Genomic DNA, 17,402 nt, shown 5'->3' with positions numbered 1-17,402 from the left:
AGGAGTTTTCATGTCCATCCAGGCCATCAATGTGCGCAACCAGTTCAAGGGCAAGGTGCGCGAGATCATCCGCGGCGATGTCGTCTCCGAAGTCGATGTCGAAACCGCATGGGGCATCGTGACCTCGGTCATCACCACGCGCTCGGTCGACGAACTGCAACTGAAGCCCGGCTCCGACGTGGTCGCGCTGGTGAAGTCGACCGAGGTATCGATCGCCAAGCTGTGAACTTTGCTCCTCGAAGGCACTGCGCCCGCGGCGGTCTCGCTCGGAGAACGTTCCGAGCGACAAGACCCGCAGGTCGTGGGGTCTTGCGCGATGGTGCATCGTCGATGCCCCACGACTGGAGGAGTTCGCATGTCCTTATTCGATGTCGGCGACATCGTCAGCGCGCTGCACGAGGCGCGCGATGAATGGCGCGATTCGCAGCGGCGTTCGCGCGAACCCGGCAGCCGCGAGTTTCCGTCGCGCGAAGCGGTCGCCGAGATCGTCGAGTCGCTCAAGGGGGCGCTGTTCCCGATGCGCCTGGGCCCGCCGGAACTGCGCCACGAGAGCGAGGATTTCTATGTCGGCTACACCCTCGACACCGCCCTGCATTCGCTGCTGAACCAGGCGCGGCTCGAACTGCGCTACACGGCGCGCCACGAGCCGCGCGCGGCCGAGGATATCGACGCCCAGGCCGGCAGTGCGGTGCGCGAGTTCGCCGTTGCACTGCCGGGCATCCGGCGCCTGCTCGACGGCGACGTGCTGGCCGCCTTCCAGGGCGACCCCGCGGCGCGCAGCGTCGACGAGGTGCTGCTGTGCTATCCGGGGATCCTGGCGATGATCCATCACCGTCTGGCGCATCAGCTCTATGGGCTGGGGCTGCCGCTGCTGGCGCGCATCGCGGCCGAACTGGCGCACTCCCAGACCGGCATCGACATCCACCCGGGCGCACGCATCGACGCCGGCTTCTTCATCGACCACGGCACCGGCGTGGTGATCGGCGAGACGGCCGTGATCGGCAAGCGGGTGCGCATCTACCAGGCGGTCACGCTGGGCGCCAAGCGCTTTCCGACCGACACCGAGGGCAACCTGCAGAAGGGCCTGCCACGGCACCCGGTGGTCGAGGACGATGTCGTGATCTACGCCGGCGCGACCATCCTCGGGCGCGTCAGGCTGGGCAAGGGAGCGACCATCGGCGGCAACGTCTGGATCACCGACGATGTGCCGCCCGGTGCGAACGTGTCGCAGGCCAGCCTGCAGAACGCGCCGCAGCGGCAGCGCGCCTGAGCTATCGTCCTTCTCATCCTCAACCCGTCCCAAGGAGTCTTCATGGCCCAGAAAAAGATTGCCGTCGTCATCGGCAGCCTGCGCAAGGATTCGCTGAACCGCAAGCTCGCGCTCGCGATCGCCCACCTCGCACCGGAGGATTTCACCTTCGAGCATGTGCGCATCGACGACCTGCCGCTCTACAACCAGGACGACGACGGCAATCAGGCTCCCTCCGTGCGGCGCCTGAAGACCGAGATCGCGGCTGCCGACGGCGTGCTGTTCGTCACGGCCGAATACAACCGCTCGATTCCGGGCGTGCTCAAGAACGCGCTCGACAACGCCTCCCGGCCCTATGGCCAGAGCGCCTGGGCCGGCAAGCCGGCCGGTGTGGTGGGCGTCTCGGTGGGGCCGATCGGCACCGCGGCGGCGCAGCAGCACCTGCGCCCGATCCTGGCCTATCTCGACATGCCGACGCTCGCCCAGCCCGAGGTCTACATCCAGAACAAGGAGGGCATGTTCGACGACAAGGGCCACATTGCCGAGGGCAGCAAGCAGTTCCTGCAGGGCTGGGTCGACAAGTACGTCGCCTGGATCAAGACCCACAGCGGCAAGTGAGAACGCGAAAGGGGCGGCCCGCTCGATGCGGACCGCCCCTTTCAAGGCCTGGACGCGCGCTGCGTCCGGTTCGGGATCAGGCCGCCAGGGCAGCCTGGTCCTGGTTGGCCGCCTTGCCGGCGGTCGCGACTGCGATGTCGGCCCGGGCGGCGCTCAGCGCGGCAGCCTTGGCCGCATCGCCCATGCCGACGCCTTCGGCGCGCACGAAGCGCACATCGGTGATGCCGAAGAAGCCGAAGATCACCTTCAGGTAGCTCTCCTGGTGCTCCATCGCCTGGCCGCCTTCGCTGGTCGAGTACAGGCCGCCACGGGTCGAGGCGACGATCACGGTCTTGCCGCCGGCCAGGCCGACCGGGCCCTTGTCGGTGTACTTGAAGGTGCGGCCGGCTTGTGCCAGGCGGTCGATCCATGCCTTGAGCTGGGTCGGCACCGTGAAGTTGTAGAGCGGTGCGCCGACGACGATCACGTCGGCAGCCAGGAATTGCGTCACCAGGCGCTCGGAGACCTCGTTCTCGCGGCGCTGTGCTTCGGTCGGTTCGGCCTGGACGCCGACCTTGATGCCGAGGGCGTCGGCGCTGAAATGGTTCGGGGTGTCCACCGCGAGGTCGAGGTATTCGACGCTCGTGTTCGGGTGGGCGTTGCGCCAGTCGGCCACGATTTCGGCGGTGAGCTGGCGGGAGACGGAGTTGCCTCCGAGGACGCTGGAATCGACGTGCAGGAGTTTCATGATCATTGCTTTCTTTGAAAGCGCCGGCACTGGAATCGGTCGGCGTGGGATGAATTCTATTTTTGTAGCGATTGATTGATAAGTCTGCAAAAATGGCTTAGTTCGTTCCAAATATAGGACAGTGACTCATGCAGGACCTCAACGACATGGTGTTTTTTGCCGAGGTCGCCGAGCGTGGCGGTTTCGCTGCCGCCAGTCGGGCGCTCGGGATTCCCAAGTCGCGGCTCTCGCGGCGGGTCGCCGACCTCGAGGCCCAGCTCGGCGTCCAGCTGATGCAGCGCAGCACGAGGCGGCTGTCGCTGACGCCCGCCGGCGAGATCTACCTCAAGCACTGCGCGGCGATGCGCGATGCCGCGCAGGCGGCGTCCGAGGCGGTGGCGCAGATCCAGACCGAGCCCAGCGGCACGGTGCGATTGAGCTGCCCCGTGACGCTGGCGCACAGCAGCGTCGGGCCCTTGCTGCCCGAGTTCATGCGCCGCTATCCGCAGGTCCGGGTCGAGATGCGGGTGCTGAACCGGCCGGTCGACCCGGTCGAGGAGGGCGTCGACGTGGCCCTGCGCGTGCGCCCGACGATCGAGGACAGCGCCACCTTGGTGGCCAGGAATTTCGGCGACAGCCGCGGCATCCTGGTGGCCAGCCCGGAATTGCTCGAGCGCCAGGGCCCGGTTTCGACGCCGGCCGATCTCGGCCAGCTCGACACGGTGGCGATGTCGACCGGCGACGGCCGCGCCAGCTTCAGGCTCGAAGGCGCGGGCGGCAAGGTGATCGTCCATGCCCACACGCCGCGCTATGTCGCCGACGACCTGCTGACGCTCAAGTTCGCGGTGGTGCAGGGGGTTGGCGCCTCGGTGCTGCCGGACTACATGTGCCGCCGGGAGATCAACGCCGGCAAGCTGGTGGAAGTGCTGCCCGGCTGGGGGCCGGCGCCAGGCATCTGCCACGCGGTGTTCCCGGCGCGTCGCGCCCTGGTGCCGGCGGTGCGCCGCCTGATCGACTTCCTGGTCGAGAACCTCGACGGCGCCGAGCCGCATCACCTGGCGGAATAGGCTGCTTATGTCGAAAAGCTCATATTCAAACAAGTAGATATTCGTTTGCCGATTAAGCGTTGGTTTGCAAAATGGCGGCCATGAACCGCATCACCCTCTGCCAGCCGGCGATTTCCGGTCGCCGCGCCGGCAAGCTGCTGCCGATCCGAACCGCGAGCCGCGCATGAGCAAGGCGACCATCATCATCGTGCCGGGCTGGCGCGATTCCGGGCCGGGTCATTGGCAGAGCCTGTGGGCCGAGCGCATGCAGGGCGCAGTGCGGGTGGTGCAGGACGACTGGATCACGCCGAGCCGGGCGGCCTGGGTCGCGGCGCTGGAAAAGCTGGTGCTCGAAAGCCCGGGCCCGGTGGTGATCGCCGCCCACAGCCTGGGCTGCATCGCGACCACGCACCTGTCGGAAGCCGCCGCCGCGCGCATCAGCGGCGCCTTGCTGGTGGCGCCCGCGGACCCCGAGCGGCGCGCCGTCCTGAGCGATTTCGCTCCGGTGCCCTTCGGCCGCCTGCCGTACCGCAGCATCGTGGTGGCGAGCAGCAACGATCCCTTCTGCCCGGTCCGGCTGGCCGGCGCCTATGCCCGCGCCTGGGGCAGCGAATTCGTTCGGATGCAGAATGCCGGCCACATCAACATCGAATCCGGACATGGCGACTGGCCGCTGGGCCTTGCACTGCTCCAATCGCTGACCGACGAGCCGACCACGCTGATGGCCGGCCGTCAAGATTTCGTACCTTTGGCAACCCTATGACCTCCAGAATCAAGACTCTCATCGGCACGCTGGTGCTCGCCGCCAGCGGGGCCGCGTCGGCCCAGACCCTGCTCAACGCCTCGTACGACGTGGCGCGCGAGTTCTACAAGGATTACAACGCCGCCTTCGTTGCCAACTACAAGAAGACCACCGGCAAGGAGGTCAAGATCGACCAGTCGCACGGCGGCTCCAGCGCCCAGGCGCGGGCGGTGGCCGACGGCCTCGACGCCGACGTCGTGACCATGAACACCTCGACCGACATCGACTTCCTGGCCAATGCCGGCGTGGTTGCCAAGGACTGGCCCAAGCGCTTCCCGTACAACGCCTCGCCGACCACTTCGACGATGCTGTTCCTGACCCGCAACGGCAACCCGAAGGGCATCAAGGACTGGGACGACCTGATCAAGCCCGGCGTCCAGGTCGTGGTCGTGAACCCGAAGACCGGCGGCAACGGGCGCTACGCCTACCTGGCGGCCTGGGGCTACGTGAAGAAGAAGGGCGGCACCGATGCCCAGGCGGCCGAGTTCGTCGGCAAGCTGTTCAAGAACGTGCCGATCCTGGCGCGCGGCGGCCGCGATGCCACCACCGCCTTCCTGCAGCGCAACATCGGCGACGTGCTGATCACCTTCGAATCCGAAGTGGTGTCGATCGATCGCGAGTTCGGCTCGGGCAAGGTCGACGCGGTGTACCCGTCGATCAGCATCCTGGCCGAGAACCCGGTTGCGATCGTCGAGCGCACGGTCAACAAGAAGGGCACCGGCGAACTCGCCAAGGCCTACCTCGACTACCTCTATTCGGAAGAAGCGCAGGAGATCGCCGCCAAGCATGCGCTGCGCCCGCGTTCCGAGGCGGTGCTCAAGAAGAACGCCGCGACCTTCAAGCCGCTGCAGCTGTTCACGGTGCAGGAACTGTTCGGCAGCCTGGGCGAAGCGCAGAAGGTGCACTTCAACGACGGCGGCCAGTTCGACAAGCTCTACACGCCCGGCGCCAAGTAATGAGCTCGGCGCAGAACCGCTTCAAGCGAGCGAACGCCCCCTCGGGGGGCAGCGATGACGCGCCAGCGCTGAGCGTGGGGGCACGATGAGCGGTGCCGCTACATCGGCGCTGCCGTCCGCGGCAGCGCCGCTTGCGTCTGGCGCGAGCCGCGGCGTGTCGCGTCGCGTGCTGCCGGGCTTTCACCTCACGCTCGGCTACGCCGTGCTCTACCTGAGTCTGATCGTGCTGATCCCGCTGTCGGCGCTGGTCTTCAAGACCTTCACGATGAGCTGGGATCAGTTCTGGGTGGCGGTGACCTCGCCGCGCGTGATGGCCTCGTACCGGCTGACCTTCGGCGCCTCGCTGCTCGCGGCGCTGGTCAACCTGGTGTTCGGGCTGCTCGTGGCCTGGGTGCTGGTGCGCTACAAGTTCCCAGGCAAGCGGATCGTCGATGCGCTGGTCGATCTGCCCTTCGCCCTGCCGACCGCCGTGGCCGGCATCTCGCTGACCGCGCTGCTGGCCGGCAATGGCTGGGTCGGCCAGTTCCTGGAGCCGCTCGGCATCAAGCTGGCCTTCACGCCCGCGGGCGTGGTGATCGCGCTGATCTTCATCGGCCTGCCCTTCGTGGTGCGCACGGTGCAGCCGGTGCTCGAGGACACCGAGAAAGAGCTCGAAGAGGCCGCGACCAGTCTCGGGGCGACGCGCTTGCAGACCTTCACCAAGGTGATCCTGCCGTCGATCATGCCGGCGCTGCTGACCGGCTTCGCGATGGCCTTCGCGCGGGCGATCGGCGAGTACGGCTCGGTGATCTTCATCGCCGGCAACATGCCGATGATCTCGGAGATCACGCCGCTGATCATCATCGGCAAGCTCGAGCAGTACGACTACGCGGGCGCCACTGCGGTGGCGCTGGTGATGCTGGTCATTTCCTTCGTGCTGCTGCTGGTCATCAATGGCCTGCAGGGGTGGAAGCGGCGCCGTTCGGAGGCTTGAACCATGAACGCACCTTCGAAAACCATCGGCCGCGTGCAGGCCGGCACCACCGAGTCGGCCTGGGTCCGGCGCACGCTGATCGGCATCGCGCTGGTCTTCATGTTCCTGTTCCTGGTGCTGCCGCTGGCCGCGGTCGCGGCCGAGGCGCTGCGCAAGGGCTTCACGGCCTACCTCGAGGCGCTCAAGGAGCCCGACGCCTGGGCGGCGATCCGCCTGACCCTGCTCACGGCCGCGATCGCGGTGCCGCTGAACCTGGTCTTCGGCGTGGCGGCGGCCTGGGCCATCGCCAAGTTCGAGTTCCGCGGCAAGGCGATCCTCACGACCCTGGTCGACCTGCCGTTCGCGGTGTCGCCGGTGGTGGCGGGCCTGATCTACGTGCTGGTGTTCGGCGCGCAGGGCTGGTTCGGACCCTGGCTGCAGGCGCATGACATCAAGATCATCTTCGCCGTGCCCGGCATCGTGCTGGCGACCGTGTTCGTGACCTTCCCGTTCATCGCGCGCGAACTGATCCCGCTGATGCAGGCGCAGGGCACCGACGAGGAGCAGGCCGCGATCGTGCTCGGCGCCACCGGCTGGCAGACCTTCTGGCGCGTCACCCTGCCCAACATCAAGTGGGGCCTGCTGTACGGGGTGATCCTGTGCAATGCGCGCGCCATGGGCGAGTTCGGCGCGGTGTCGGTGGTGTCGGGCCACATCCGGGGCCAGACCAACACCATGCCGCTGCACGTCGAAGTGCTCTACAACGAATACCAGTCGGTGGCCGCCTTTGCGGTGGCTTCGCTGCTGGCCATCCTGGCGCTGGTCACGCTGGTGATCAAGTCGGTCATCGAGTGGCGCCACGAGCGCGAGATGAAGGCGATTGCCGAACTGCCGCCCGAGCGTCCGACGCCGGCGACCTGAGAAAGAGAAATCATGAGCATCGAAATCAGAAACGTCAGCAAGCAATTCGGTGATTTCCACGCCTTGCGCGATGTCAGCCTGGACGTGGCCTCGGGCGAGCTGGTCGCGCTGCTGGGCCCCTCGGGCTGCGGCAAGACCACCTTGCTGCGCATCATCGCGGGCCTGGAGACCGCGGGCGCCGGCAGCATCCTGTTCTCGGGCGAGGACACCACCGACGTCCATGTGCGCGAGCGCCAGGTCGGCTTCGTGTTCCAGCACTACGCGCTGTTCCGCCACATGACGGTGTTCGAGAACGTCGCCTTCGGCCTGCGCGTCAAGCCGCGCGGCCTGCGCCCGAGCGAGGCGCAGATCAAGGCCAAGGTGCACGACCTGCTCAAGCTGGTGCAGCTCGACTGGCTCGCGGACCGCTATCCGTCGCAGCTGTCGGGCGGCCAGCGCCAGCGCATCGCGCTGGCCCGGGCGCTGGCGGTCGAGCCCAAGGTGCTGCTGCTCGACGAACCCTTCGGCGCGCTCGACGCCAAGGTGCGCAAGGAACTGCGCCGCTGGCTGCGCCGGCTGCACGACGAACTGCACGTGACCAGCATCTTCGTCACCCACGACCAGGAAGAAGCGCTCGAAGTGGCCGACCGCGTGGTGCTGATGAACAGCGGCCGCATCGAGCAGGTCGGCTCGCCGCAGCAGGTGTGGGACCACCCGGCCAGCCCCTTCGTCTACGGCTTCCTGGGCGACGTGAACCTGTTCCACGGCCGCTCGCTCGAGGGCGAGGTGCAGGTCGAGGGCATCCGCCTGGATACGCGCGACCAGCAGGGCCTGCGCGACGGCAAGGCGCTGGCCTATGTGCGGCCGCACGACCTCGGCGTCGAGCGCTACGCCCCGGGCGCCAGCGGCATCGTCGCGACCCTGACCCGTGCCATCGTGGTGGGACCGATCGCGCGGCTGGAACTCGAACCGGTCGAATCGAATCCAGATAATCCGGGCTCCGGAACCATCATCGAGGCGCAACTCCCTGCGCAACAGTTCCGGGACCTCGCATTGCACGAAGGCGACAAGGTGGTCGCCACGCCGCGCAAGGCGAGGGTGTTCGTAGAGGATTGGGTTTCACCTTGAATGTGATCGACTGGTATTTCGGCGCGCCGCGGCGTGCACTGGCATTGATCTGCCTGGCCTGCATCGCGATGCTCGCCTTCGGCATGTACCTGCAACACGTGGTCGGCCTCGAGCCTTGCCCGATGTGCGTCGTGCAACGCTATGCGCTGGTGCTGGTGGCCGTCTTCACCGGTCTGGGCGCCGCCAGCGGCGGCAAGGCCTTGCGCGTCGCCGGCATGCTGCTGGCCCTGGTGGCCGCGCTGGGCGGCGCCTACACGGCGGCCAGCCAGAGCTGGCTGCAGTGGTATCCGCCCGAAGTCGTCACCTGCGGCCGCGACATCTATGGAATGATCGAGACCTTCCCGCTGCAGCGCGCGCTGCCGATGATCTTCCGCGGCGCCGGCGATTGCTCGCAGGTCGACTGGACCTTCCTCGGCCTGTCGATCGCCAACTGGTCGTTCATCGCGTTCGCGGGCTTCTCGGTGCTGCTGCTGGTGCTGCTGTTCCGCCGCGCCGCGCCGCGCCCGACATTCGCCACCGCCCACTGATTCGCGTCGGCCGGCGCAGCCAGGCCCGTTGGTGGAACACCGCGGAACTGGCTTTGCCAGGCCGCTGGTGTTGCCCCCGGCAGGGGGTGGGCGTCCGGACACGAAGTGCCGGGCAACCTGGGGGGCGAGCGAATCACCGCGGAACCGGCTTCGCCGGGCCGCTGGTGTTGCCCCCGGCAGGGGGTGGGCGCCCGGACACGAAGTGCCGGGCAACCTGGGGGCGAGCCTACAACGGCAGGGTGTCGAAGGCGGCGTAGGCTGTCGCCAGCCAGGTCTTCACGCGCTGGCGCTCGAGCAGCCCGAGCGCGTGCGGGCCTTCGCGGTCGTTGACCGCCTTCCAGAAACTCGTGTTGCGCGCGTCGATCTTGCGCATGCTGGCGTCGTGCAGCCGGGGCAGGGCGATGACGCGGGCGCCGTGCGCGGTGGCCTTGCTGAGCGACTGGGAGCCGAGCAGCAGGCCGAAGTCGTTGCCGCGCCCATAGTTCTGCACCACGATGTAGTTCGGCCGGTCGCCGAAGGTGTCGATCAAGGTGCCCAGCAGATCGCTCGAATCCTTGCCGTCATCGAGCACGTGCCAGAAGTTCACCGCCACGCCGAGTTCGGCGAAGACGTCGAACAGGTCGGACTCCTTGATCCAGCGCGACAGCGGCGCCAGGGTCTGCGCCGCCAGGTCGACGATCACGCTCTGCTGCGGGTTCGTCTCGAAGCCGTTGACCACCGTGTCGAGGCCTTCGAAGCTGTCCACCACCACGGGTGAGGCGAAGCCTTCATAGAAACGGGTGAAAGAGCTGTGCGAACGATCCGTATCGAAACCCACGAACGGCCGGCTGTGGTCGATGAAATATTGCGCCAGCACCCGCGCCGTGACCGATTTGCCGACACCGCCTTTTTCGCCGCCGATGAAATTGATGGAGCTCATGAGGTTCCTGCCAGAGTGGGGTGAAAAATCCGGATCATTCTAGGGGGCCGGGTTGCGCGGGCGCGAAGGCCAGGCGGCCGCAGAGGGGTGATCATCAAGTTGTGCAAAATTAAAAAATGCTCAGTATGTTGGTCATTTCCATTGACTTTGAGAGCCGCATTGCGCAACATGCTTTGCATGTGGACGATTTGCCCAGGATGTTGCGCATGACGACGCTCGCCGCCATCGGGAGCTTCCTGCGCCAGGCGCGCAAGGATCGCGCCATGACCGTGTCCGAACTGGCGGCGAAGGCCGGCATATCCAGAAACACGCTCGGCGCGCTCGAAGCGGGCCGGGGCAATGTCGAACTCAATACGCTGCTGGCCCTGCTGCGTTGCCTGGAGCTCGAGCTGCAGTTCGTGCCGCAGGCGGTGGCCGACCTGGCGCGATTCGGCACCGACACCAAGCGGACGGGCCTGCAAGACGAGGTTCGCGGCCTGATGCAGTCGCCCCCGCGGCGGCGCCTGCCGTGAGCGTGGTCCGTTCGTTGCGCATCCGGCTCGGCAGGACCGAGGTCGGCTCGCTGTTCGGGCTCGACGACGGGCGGGTGTACTTCCGCTTCGACGACGCCTATGCCAAGAACCCGTCGCGCCCCGTGCAGTCGCAGCTCTACGTGGTGGCGCCGGCGACCGAGGGCAGCGCCGAGAGGGTGGCGCAGGCCGTTGCCGAGGCCGAGGCCGCCACCGTGGCGCAGCTGCTGGACCCGGCCCTCGACGCGAACCGCGGCGACGGCAGCTTCGGCCTGCCGCCGTTCTTCCAGAACCTGCTTCCCGAAGGCCCGCTGCGCAAGCAGCTGATCGGCGACCTGGGGCTCGAGGTGAACGATGAACTGGGCCTTCTTGCGGCCTGCGGAGGCGACCTGCCGGGCGACGTCTGGGCCGATGCGGAGACGCTCGAGGACTCCGCGCTGGGGCGCCTGATCGGGCAAAGCCGCGACAGCTACGAGATGAGCTCGGGCCAGGTGCCGACGCCCCAGCAGACGTCGATCTCGGGCGTCCAGCCCAAGGTGGCGCTGGTCCAGGGTGCTGCGGGGCGCTACGTGATGCGCTCCAGGCGGTCGGGCGGCCGGCACTTCATCGGCAAGCTGCCGACGGCCGAATACGACCGGCTTCCCGAAGTCGAGTACAGCGCACTGAGGCTGGCCGCGGCCGCCGGCGTGAACACCTGCGATGCCTCCTTGCAGCCGCTGTCGGCCATCGCCGATCAATTGCCCTACGCGCTCCAGAAGGACGAGCGCAACTTCCTGCTGGTGTCCCGTTTCGATCGCGACGTCGACACCGAGACGCGGCGCCTGCACATGGAAGACTTCGCGCAGGTCACCGGAACGCCTTCGGAGTACAAGTACTCGGGCACCTACGCGGCCATCGGCCTGCTGCTCAAGCGCCGCTCGGCCAGGGGCGAGGCCGACGTGGCCGAACTGCTGCGGCGCATCAAGGTCTCGGAGCTGCTGGGCAACTACGACGCCCACCTGAAGAACTTCAGCCTCGTCTACCTGCCGGGTCAGGCCAGGCCCGAGCTGTCGAAGGCCTACGACATCGTCGCCTACGGCGTGTACTTCAAGGGCTCTGGGCACGGCCTGCAGTTCTTTCCGGGCCAGAAGCCGAGGACGCTGCTCACGCCCGCGACGCTGCGGCAACTCGCCAACGCCTGGGACATACCCGAAAAGCAGTTGCGCGAGGTCGTGGCGGACTGCATCGACCGGGCGATGCGAAGCTGGCCCGGCCTGTTGAAGACGCTGCCGCTCTCGCCGGCCCACCGGGCGCGGCTGGCCGCGTACATCGAATCCAATGCCAGCGTTTCTTCATGGCGCAAGCGCCACCCCGGCGCCGAGTGGTTCCAGGACGACCTCAGCGCGACGCCGGCAGCGGGTCCGCCTCCGCCCGCAGGCGCTGCATGAGCTTGTCGACCATCTCGTCCGACCGGAGGATCGAGGCGTGATCCTCGTCGAAGCCGAAGACGGAGTCGGCGCGTGACTGGATGCCGGCCGGCAGCACGCTCTGCAGCGAGACGGTGCCGTCGTTGTTGCCCGAGACCCAGCGCGACGCGCCGCCGTAGCCGAAGAAAAGCGTGTACCGGATGTCGGCAGGCCGCGGCACCACCATCAGATCGCTCAGGAACGCAGAATCGGGCGCCATGTCGAGCCACGATCCGGGCACGCGTGTCGGCCCGATGTCCGCCCAGCGTGCTGCCGCATGGCCCAGCCACGGCGTCGAGATCGTCACCACGTGATGCACCGGCGGCGTGCGGCCTTCGCGCAGGACGATGTTCAGCGCCCCCCGGACCACCAGGCCGCCCATGCTGTGGGCAACCACGATGCTGGTGGCGAATCCGTGCCGGTGATGCAGTTCATCGAGTGCGTTGTTGAGCAGCAGAGCCGACAGGCCGATGGAAACTCCCGACGGATAGAAGAAGACCCACGGCTGGAAGCGCGTGCGGTCCAGCTTGTCGATGACGTGCGCCCAGTCGCGAGGCGAGCCGCCGATGCCGTGCACGAAGATCACCGGGATCCGCTGCGGATCGTAGGGCTCCAGCAAGAAGAGCCCCGATCGGCCCTCCGCGATGAATCCGAGCGGCCGGAACAGGCCCGCGCGTACCTGTTCCGGTGCGAATCGCCCTTCGTCGATGGTGGCCGAGGCGCCGAACACCTCGTTGCGCCGGCGCACCAGGGCCTCGTAGGCTTCGTCGAAGACGGCCGGCAGCACCTTGGCGGGAGGCGCGGCCGGGATCCTGATCCGGCCGAGGCCGCTCGCCGCGGAAGGCGGCTGGTCGACGGCCTCCATGCCCAGTGCGACGCCCTCGTAGAGCGTCGCCGGTTCGCCGGCCCGATAGCGCAGGTCGCGCTCGACGTCCTCGAAGGCCAGGATCCCGTAGCGGCCCGGCGGCGCCGCGAGGTGGTAGACGCCCCGCGTTCTCGGCACCACGTCCAGGAAGACCGGCTCGGGAGGGCCGTCGAGCTTGTACAGCACGACCACGATCGGGCCGCGCGCCGCGTTCTCGGTCTCGACGATGCCCGTGAAATAGACCGCGGCATCGAGCCGCTTCATCTGCCGGTCGGCCTGCAGCAGGCCGCAGCCGCCGGCCAGCAGGCAAAGCGCCAGCAGTGCGAGGCGAAGCGTGCGGGAGAGCGTCCTGGCCGTCATCTGGCGCACCGCGCTCAGTTCTTGGGCACCATCGAGAAGAAGGGCCCGAGGCTGCCCAGAAACCAGTTCTGGCCGAAGTCGAGCGCCGCGCGCCGGTACTTCTCGTCGGCCTGCGCCGCCAGCAGATCCAGACGGGCGACCACCTTCGACAACTCGCGGTCGACCAGCAGGTTGCGCCCGCGATCGCTGATCTCGGTGGCCAGCAGCAGCGGCTGCCCGTCGGGCCCCGTTTTCGAGCCGATCAGCCACAGCGAGATCTCGAAGTTGCGCGCCGCCCTGAAACTGTTCTCGGCGCTCACGCCATCGAGCATGTTCTGCTCCCAGGTGTCGCCGTTGGCCTGCTTGAGCAGCGCCGCCCAGCCGACCACCAGCGCCGCGACGCGATCGCCCTCGAAGGGCTTGGGCGCGGTCTCGAAGGCCAGCCGGACGGCATCGATCCCATAGGCGCCGTGCAGCTGGGGCAGCGGCTCGTTCTGCGAAATCGAATCCCAGGTGCGCTTGATCGCCTCGTCGGCGCTGGCGCACCACTTGCGCCATTCGCGCGGATTGCGGCGGTAGAGCGAGAGCTGCACCCGCCGCACCGACAGCAGGTTGTCGCGCAGCGCGAGGTTGGCGATGCGGTTGGCGCCGGTCTGCAGCCATTCGTTGTTGGCGTAGGGCTCGGCCCGCTCGGTGGAAGAACAGCCTGCCAGTGCCAGGGCTGCGGCGCCGGCGCCGACCAGCCACGCGCGACGGGCGAGGGGCAGGGAAAGAGGGGAAACGCGCATGGCCTGCACGTTATCATCCTCGCCTCAGGTGGCGGCCTGGCCTGGCGGTGCCTGCCGCCGGAATCTGCTTACAAATCAACACCTTGGCACCCAACCTTGGCAAAACAACTGGCTTAGGGCCGACCTGACGTGCGTCTCAATTCCATCAAGCTCTCGGGCTTCAAGTCCTTCGCCGAACCCACCAACTTCCTGCTGCCCGGCCAACTGGTCGGGGTGGTCGGTCCCAACGGCTGCGGCAAGTCGAACATCATGGATGCGGTGCGCTGGGTGCTCGGCGAATCGCGTGCCTCCGAACTGCGCGGCGAGTCCATGCAGGACGTGATCTTCAACGGCACCACCACCCGCAAGCAGGCCAGCCGCTCGAGCGTCGAGCTGGTGTTCGACAACGCCGACCACCGGGCCGGCGGCCAGTGGGCCCAGTTCGCCGAGATCGCGGTCAAGCGCGTGCTGACGCGCGACGGCAATTCCAGCTACTACATCAACAACCAGCCGGTGCGCCGGCGCGACGTGCAGGACGTGTTCCTCGGCACCGGCCTGGGCCCGCGCGCCTACGCGATCATCGGCCAGGGCACGATCAGCCGGATCATCGAATCCAAGCCCGAGGAACTGCGCCTGTTCCTCGAAGAGGCGGCCGGCGTCTCGAAGTACAAGGAGCGCCGCCGCGAGACCGAGAACCGGCTCGGCGATACGCGCGAGAACCTCACGCGGGTCGAGGACATCCTGCGCGAGCTCAACAGCAACCTCGAGCGCCTCGAGAAGCAGGCCGAGGTGGCGGCGCGCTACAACCAGCTCACCGGCGACGCCACCCGCAAGCAGCATCAGCTGTGGTTCCTGAAGCGCACCGAGAGCGAGGCCGACCAGGCCAAGGTCAAGGCCGATGCCGAGCGCGCGATCAACGATCTCGAATCGCGCACCGCCGACCTGCGCCACATCGAGGCCGAGCTCGAGACGGTGCGCCAGGCCCATTACGCGGCCGGCGACCAGGTCAACCAGGCCCAGGGCAAGCTGTACGAGGCCAGCGGCGAGGTCGGCCGCCTCGAGGGCGAGATCCGCTTCGTGGTCGAAGGCCGCCAGCGGGTCGAGCAGCGGCTGGTTCAGCTGCGCGAGCAGATGGGCCAGTGGGGCGCGCGGCGCGAAGATGCCGAGGCCGAGATCGAGACCCTGGCCGGCCAGGGCGTGAACGCCGAGGAGCAGGCCGAACTGCTGGCCGCGCAGCTCGAGGAGCACGACGCCCGCATGCCCGAGCTCGAGGACGCGCAGCAGCGGGCCCAGAACGAGGCCAACGCGCAGCGCGCCACGGTGGTCCAGGTGCAGCAGCAGATCCAGGTGCTCGCCGCCGACCAGCGCAACATCGAGGAACAGAGCCGCCAGCTCAATCAGCGCGCCGAGCGCCTGCGCACCGACCAGAACGCGCTCGCGGCGCCCGACGAGGCGCGCCTGCGCGACCAGCAGGAGCAACTGGCGATGGCGCAGGAGGCCGCCGCCGAATCCGATGCCCGACTGCAGGAGCTGCAGGAAGCCGTGCCGCAGCTCGACGACGACCGGCGCACGCGGCAGCAGGCGGTCAACACCGAAGGGGCGCGCCATGCCGATCTCTCGGCACGGCTCGAAGCCCTCAAGGCCCTGCAGGAGAAGGTCAAGACCGACGGCAAGCTCGCACCGTGGCTCGCCAAGCACGGGCTCGAGAGCCTGCAGGGTCTGTGGAGCCGCATCCACATCGAACTCGGCTGGGAAGACGCGCTCGAATCGGCCTTGCGCGAGCGGCTCGGCGCCCTCGAAGTCAGCCGGCTCGACATGGTGCGCGCCTTCGGCGGCGATGCGCCGCCAGCCAAGTTGGCCTTCTACACGCCGCCGCTGGCCGCCGTGCCGCAAGGCCCGTCGGCGCTGCCGCGCCTGTCGGACCTGCTGCGCCTGGCCGATGCCGGCCAGCAGGCCTTGCTGGCCGAATGGCTGCACGGCTGCTTCACCGCTGCGACCCTCGAAGAGGCTCTGGCGCAGCGCGACAAGCTGCAGCCGGGCGAGGCGGTCTACGTCAAGAGCGGGCACGCGGTCACGGCCCACAGCGTGAGCTTCTACGCGCAGGACTCCGAACAGGCCGGCCTGCTGGCGCGCCAGCAGGAAATGGAAAACCTGGAGCGCCAGCTGCGCGCCCAGACCCTGATCGCCGACGAGTCGCGCACCGCGCTGGCCCGTGCCGAAGCGGCCTATGCCGATGCCGCACAGCGGCTCGTCACGGCGCGTCGCGAAGCCGCCGACAGCCAGTCCCGGGCGCACGAATTGCAGGTCGAGACGCTGCGCCTGCAGCAGCTGGCCGAGCAGACGCGGGCCCGCAGCGAACAGCTGTCCAACGACCTCGGCGAGGTCGTGGCGCAACTCGAGGAGCTGCAGGAGCGGCGCATCGCCGCCGAATCGCGCTTCGAGGAGCTCGACATGCAGCTGGCCGACAGCCAGGAGCGCCACGCGCAACTGGACGAGCGCGTCATCGAGGCCGGCCGCGCGCTCGCCGCCAGCCGCGACCAGCACCGCAGCCTGGAACGCCAGGCGCAGGAGGCGACTTTCGCCCAGCGCACCCTCGAGGCCCGCCGCGCCGAGCTGAGCCGCGCCATCGAGACCGCCATGCAGCAGACCGTGGCGCTGACCGACGAGGACGAGCGTGCGCGCGCCGAACTCGGCCGCCTGTCCGATGCCGCGGCGCAAGCCGGATTGCAGGACGCGCTCTCCCTCAAGCTCGAACGCGAGGCCGCGCTGGGCGCCTCCCGCAGCCAGTACGACGACCTCACGATCAAGCTGCGCGCCAGCGACGAACGCCGGCTGCAGCTCGAGCGCGAGCTCGATCCGCTGCGCCAGCGGATCACCGATTTCCAGCTCAAGGAGCAGGCCGCGCGCCTGGGCTTCGAGCAGTACCAGCAACTGCTGGCCGACGCCGAGGCCGATCTCGAGGCGGTCGCGCTGTCGATCGAGACCGACAAAGTGCGGCTCACCGGCCTGCAGAGCGAGATCGACCGGCTCAACCGCGAAGTGGCGGCGCTCGGCGCGGTCAACCTCGCGGCGCTCGACGAGCTGGCCGTGGCCAGCGAACGCAAGACCTTCCTCGATGCCCAGTCGGCCGACCTGAACGAGGCCATCGGCACGCTCGAGGACGCGATCCGCAAGATCGACGCCGAGACCCGCGACCTGCTCGGCGGCACCTTCAAGATCGTCAACGAGCACTTCAGCCGCATGTTCCCCGAGCTCTTCGGCGGCGGCAATGCGCGCCTCATGATGACCGGCGACGAGATCCTCGACTCCGGCGTCCAGGTGATGGCGCAGCCGCCGGGCAAGAAGAACCAGACCATCCACCTGCTGTCGGGCGGCGAGAAGGCCCTGACCGCCATCGCGCTGGTGTTCGCGATCTTCCAGCTCAACCCGGCGCCGTTCTGCCTGCTGGACGAAGTGGATGCGCCGCTGGACGACGCCAACACCGAGCGCTATGCCAAACTCGTCACCGCCATGAGCCGCGAAACCCAGTTCCTCTTCATCAGCCACAACAAGATCGCGATGGAAATGGCCGAGCAGCTGATCGGCGTGACCATGCAGGAGCAGGGCGTGTCGCGCATCGTCGCAGTAGACATGGAGTCTGCCGTTTCCATGGTCGAAGCCGCTTGAGCACCGGC

General features: G+C 68.0%; 17 protein-coding genes. 13 read left to right on the top strand and 4 right to left on the bottom strand.

Going from position 1 to position 17,402, the window contains the following annotated elements:
• The first annotated feature begins 10 nt into the window (after nucleotides 1–10).
• The 3 genes from QTI45_RS21340 to QTI45_RS21330 all read left to right on the top strand — a co-directional run bounded on the left by QTI45_RS21340 (nucleotide 11) and on the right by QTI45_RS21330 (nucleotide 1,867).
• Nucleotides 11–226 carry a TOBE domain-containing protein gene (locus tag QTI45_RS21340; RefSeq protein ID WP_028250350.1) on the top strand — a complete coding sequence of 72 codons (216 nt, stop codon included), beginning with the start codon at nucleotides 11–13 and terminating at the stop codon, nucleotides 224–226.
• Nucleotides 227–355: 129 nt separating this feature from the next.
• Entirely contained in the window at nucleotides 356–1,270 is a 915-nt protein-coding gene (gene epsC, locus QTI45_RS21335; RefSeq protein WP_286655815.1) for a serine O-acetyltransferase EpsC, read from the top strand.
• Nucleotides 1,271–1,312: 42 nt separating this feature from the next.
• Complete coding sequence (locus tag QTI45_RS21330) at nucleotides 1,313–1,867, top strand: NADPH-dependent FMN reductase (RefSeq protein WP_286655814.1); 555 nt, start codon at nucleotides 1,313–1,315, stop codon at nucleotides 1,865–1,867.
• A 76-nt stretch (nucleotides 1,868–1,943) separates the two neighbouring features.
• Here the strand turns inward: QTI45_RS21330 and QTI45_RS21325 are convergent, their stop codons facing one another.
• On the bottom strand, nucleotides 1,944–2,594 hold the full coding sequence (locus QTI45_RS21325) for an FMN-dependent NADH-azoreductase (protein WP_286655813.1): 651 nt from the start codon (nucleotides 2,592–2,594) through the stop codon (nucleotides 1,944–1,946).
• A gap of 128 nt (nucleotides 2,595–2,722) precedes the next feature.
• Between QTI45_RS21325 and QTI45_RS21320 the strand changes: the two genes are divergently transcribed.
• From QTI45_RS21320 to QTI45_RS21290, 7 genes are all read left to right on the top strand, one after another.
• Complete coding sequence (locus QTI45_RS21320) at nucleotides 2,723–3,640, top strand: LysR family transcriptional regulator (RefSeq protein ID WP_286655812.1); 918 nt, start codon at nucleotides 2,723–2,725, stop codon at nucleotides 3,638–3,640.
• A gap of 163 nt (nucleotides 3,641–3,803) precedes the next feature.
• Entirely contained in the window at nucleotides 3,804–4,382 is a 579-nt protein-coding gene (locus tag QTI45_RS21315; RefSeq protein ID WP_286367954.1) for an RBBP9/YdeN family alpha/beta hydrolase, read from the top strand.
• On the top strand, nucleotides 4,379–5,377 hold the full coding sequence (locus QTI45_RS21310; RefSeq protein WP_286367953.1) for a sulfate ABC transporter substrate-binding protein: 999 nt from the start codon (nucleotides 4,379–4,381) through the stop codon (nucleotides 5,375–5,377). The genes QTI45_RS21315 and QTI45_RS21310 overlap by 4 nt, the downstream gene beginning before the upstream one ends.
• 85 nt (nucleotides 5,378–5,462) lie before the next feature.
• Nucleotides 5,463–6,350, top strand: coding sequence for a sulfate ABC transporter permease subunit CysT (cysT, locus tag QTI45_RS21305; protein ID WP_286367952.1), 888 nt, complete (start codon nucleotides 5,463–5,465; stop codon nucleotides 6,348–6,350).
• A gap of 3 nt (nucleotides 6,351–6,353) precedes the next feature.
• Nucleotides 6,354–7,250: a sulfate ABC transporter permease subunit CysW gene (cysW, locus tag QTI45_RS21300; protein WP_286655811.1), complete on the top strand. Its 897-nt coding sequence runs from the start codon at nucleotides 6,354–6,356 to the stop codon at nucleotides 7,248–7,250.
• A 12-nt stretch (nucleotides 7,251–7,262) separates the two neighbouring features.
• Entirely contained in the window at nucleotides 7,263–8,357 is a 1,095-nt protein-coding gene (locus QTI45_RS21295; RefSeq protein WP_286655810.1) for a sulfate/molybdate ABC transporter ATP-binding protein, read from the top strand.
• A gap of 2 nt (nucleotides 8,358–8,359) precedes the next feature.
• On the top strand, nucleotides 8,360–8,884 hold the full coding sequence (locus QTI45_RS21290) for a disulfide bond formation protein B (protein WP_286655990.1): 525 nt from the start codon (nucleotides 8,360–8,362) through the stop codon (nucleotides 8,882–8,884).
• 226 nt (nucleotides 8,885–9,110) lie between these two features.
• Here the strand turns inward: QTI45_RS21290 and QTI45_RS21285 are convergent, their stop codons facing one another.
• Nucleotides 9,111–9,803 (bottom strand): P-loop NTPase family protein, encoded by a 693-nt coding sequence (locus QTI45_RS21285; protein WP_286367949.1) that lies wholly within the window; start codon nucleotides 9,801–9,803, stop codon nucleotides 9,111–9,113.
• Between the two features lie 125 nt (nucleotides 9,804–9,928).
• On the opposite strand from QTI45_RS21285, the gene QTI45_RS21280 reads away from it, so the two are divergent.
• A complete protein-coding gene (locus tag QTI45_RS21280) occupies nucleotides 9,929–10,315 on the top strand; it encodes a helix-turn-helix domain-containing protein (protein WP_286655809.1) in 387 nt (128 codons plus the stop codon).
• Nucleotides 10,312–11,739: a type II toxin-antitoxin system HipA family toxin gene (locus tag QTI45_RS21275; protein WP_286655808.1), complete on the top strand. Its 1,428-nt coding sequence runs from the start codon at nucleotides 10,312–10,314 to the stop codon at nucleotides 11,737–11,739. The genes QTI45_RS21280 and QTI45_RS21275 overlap by 4 nt, the downstream gene beginning before the upstream one ends.
• On the opposite strand, the gene QTI45_RS21270 is transcribed toward QTI45_RS21275, so the two are convergent.
• Both QTI45_RS21270 and QTI45_RS21265 read right to left on the bottom strand, forming a co-directional pair.
• A complete protein-coding gene (locus QTI45_RS21270) occupies nucleotides 11,690–12,982 on the bottom strand; it encodes an esterase/lipase family protein (RefSeq protein WP_286655807.1) in 1,293 nt (430 codons plus the stop codon). The two genes, QTI45_RS21275 and QTI45_RS21270, sit on opposite strands and share 50 nt — an antisense overlap.
• A gap of 14 nt (nucleotides 12,983–12,996) precedes the next feature.
• Nucleotides 12,997–13,749 carry a hypothetical protein gene (locus QTI45_RS21265; RefSeq protein ID WP_286655806.1) on the bottom strand — a complete coding sequence of 251 codons (753 nt, stop codon included), beginning with the start codon at nucleotides 13,747–13,749 and terminating at the stop codon, nucleotides 12,997–12,999.
• A 129-nt stretch (nucleotides 13,750–13,878) separates the two neighbouring features.
• Here QTI45_RS21265 and smc point away from each other — a divergent pair, with 129 nt between their 5' ends.
• On the top strand, nucleotides 13,879–17,394 hold the full coding sequence (gene smc / locus QTI45_RS21260; protein ID WP_286655805.1) for a chromosome segregation protein SMC: 3,516 nt from the start codon (nucleotides 13,879–13,881) through the stop codon (nucleotides 17,392–17,394).
• Nucleotides 17,395–17,402 lie beyond the last annotated feature (8 nt).

The organism is Variovorax saccharolyticus, assembly GCF_030316765.1.
Classification (GTDB): Bacteria; Pseudomonadota; Gammaproteobacteria; order Burkholderiales; family Burkholderiaceae_C; genus Variovorax; species Variovorax saccharolyticus.
Note: the sequence above shows the minus strand (reverse complement) of the source record. Positions and strands in the feature narration are given on the sequence as shown.

Excerpts from the sequence above, each read along its gene's own strand:
- QTI45_RS21340 (WP_028250350.1), top strand. The coding sequence starts at position 11 with ATGTCCATCCAGGCCATCAATGTGCGCAACCAGTTCAAGGGCAAGGTG.
- epsC (WP_286655815.1), top strand. The coding sequence starts at position 356 with ATGTCCTTATTCGATGTCGGCGACATCGTCAGCGCGCTGCACGAGGCG.
- QTI45_RS21330 (WP_286655814.1), top strand. The coding sequence starts at position 1,313 with ATGGCCCAGAAAAAGATTGCCGTCGTCATCGGCAGCCTGCGCAAGGAT.
- QTI45_RS21325 (WP_286655813.1), bottom strand. The coding sequence starts at position 2,594 with ATGAAACTCCTGCACGTCGATTCCAGCGTCCTCGGAGGCAACTCCGTC.
- QTI45_RS21320 (WP_286655812.1), top strand. The coding sequence starts at position 2,723 with ATGCAGGACCTCAACGACATGGTGTTTTTTGCCGAGGTCGCCGAGCGT.
- QTI45_RS21315 (WP_286367954.1), top strand. The coding sequence starts at position 3,804 with ATGAGCAAGGCGACCATCATCATCGTGCCGGGCTGGCGCGATTCCGGG.
- QTI45_RS21310 (WP_286367953.1), top strand. The coding sequence starts at position 4,379 with ATGACCTCCAGAATCAAGACTCTCATCGGCACGCTGGTGCTCGCCGCC.
- cysT (WP_286367952.1), top strand. The coding sequence starts at position 5,463 with ATGAGCGGTGCCGCTACATCGGCGCTGCCGTCCGCGGCAGCGCCGCTT.
- cysW (WP_286655811.1), top strand. The coding sequence starts at position 6,354 with ATGAACGCACCTTCGAAAACCATCGGCCGCGTGCAGGCCGGCACCACC.
- QTI45_RS21295 (WP_286655810.1), top strand. The coding sequence starts at position 7,263 with ATGAGCATCGAAATCAGAAACGTCAGCAAGCAATTCGGTGATTTCCAC.
- QTI45_RS21285 (WP_286367949.1), bottom strand. The coding sequence starts at position 9,803 with ATGAGCTCCATCAATTTCATCGGCGGCGAAAAAGGCGGTGTCGGCAAA.
- QTI45_RS21280 (WP_286655809.1), top strand. The coding sequence starts at position 9,929 with ATGTTGGTCATTTCCATTGACTTTGAGAGCCGCATTGCGCAACATGCT.
- QTI45_RS21270 (WP_286655807.1), bottom strand. The coding sequence starts at position 12,982 with ATGACGGCCAGGACGCTCTCCCGCACGCTTCGCCTCGCACTGCTGGCG.
- QTI45_RS21265 (WP_286655806.1), bottom strand. The coding sequence starts at position 13,749 with ATGCGCGTTTCCCCTCTTTCCCTGCCCCTCGCCCGTCGCGCGTGGCTG.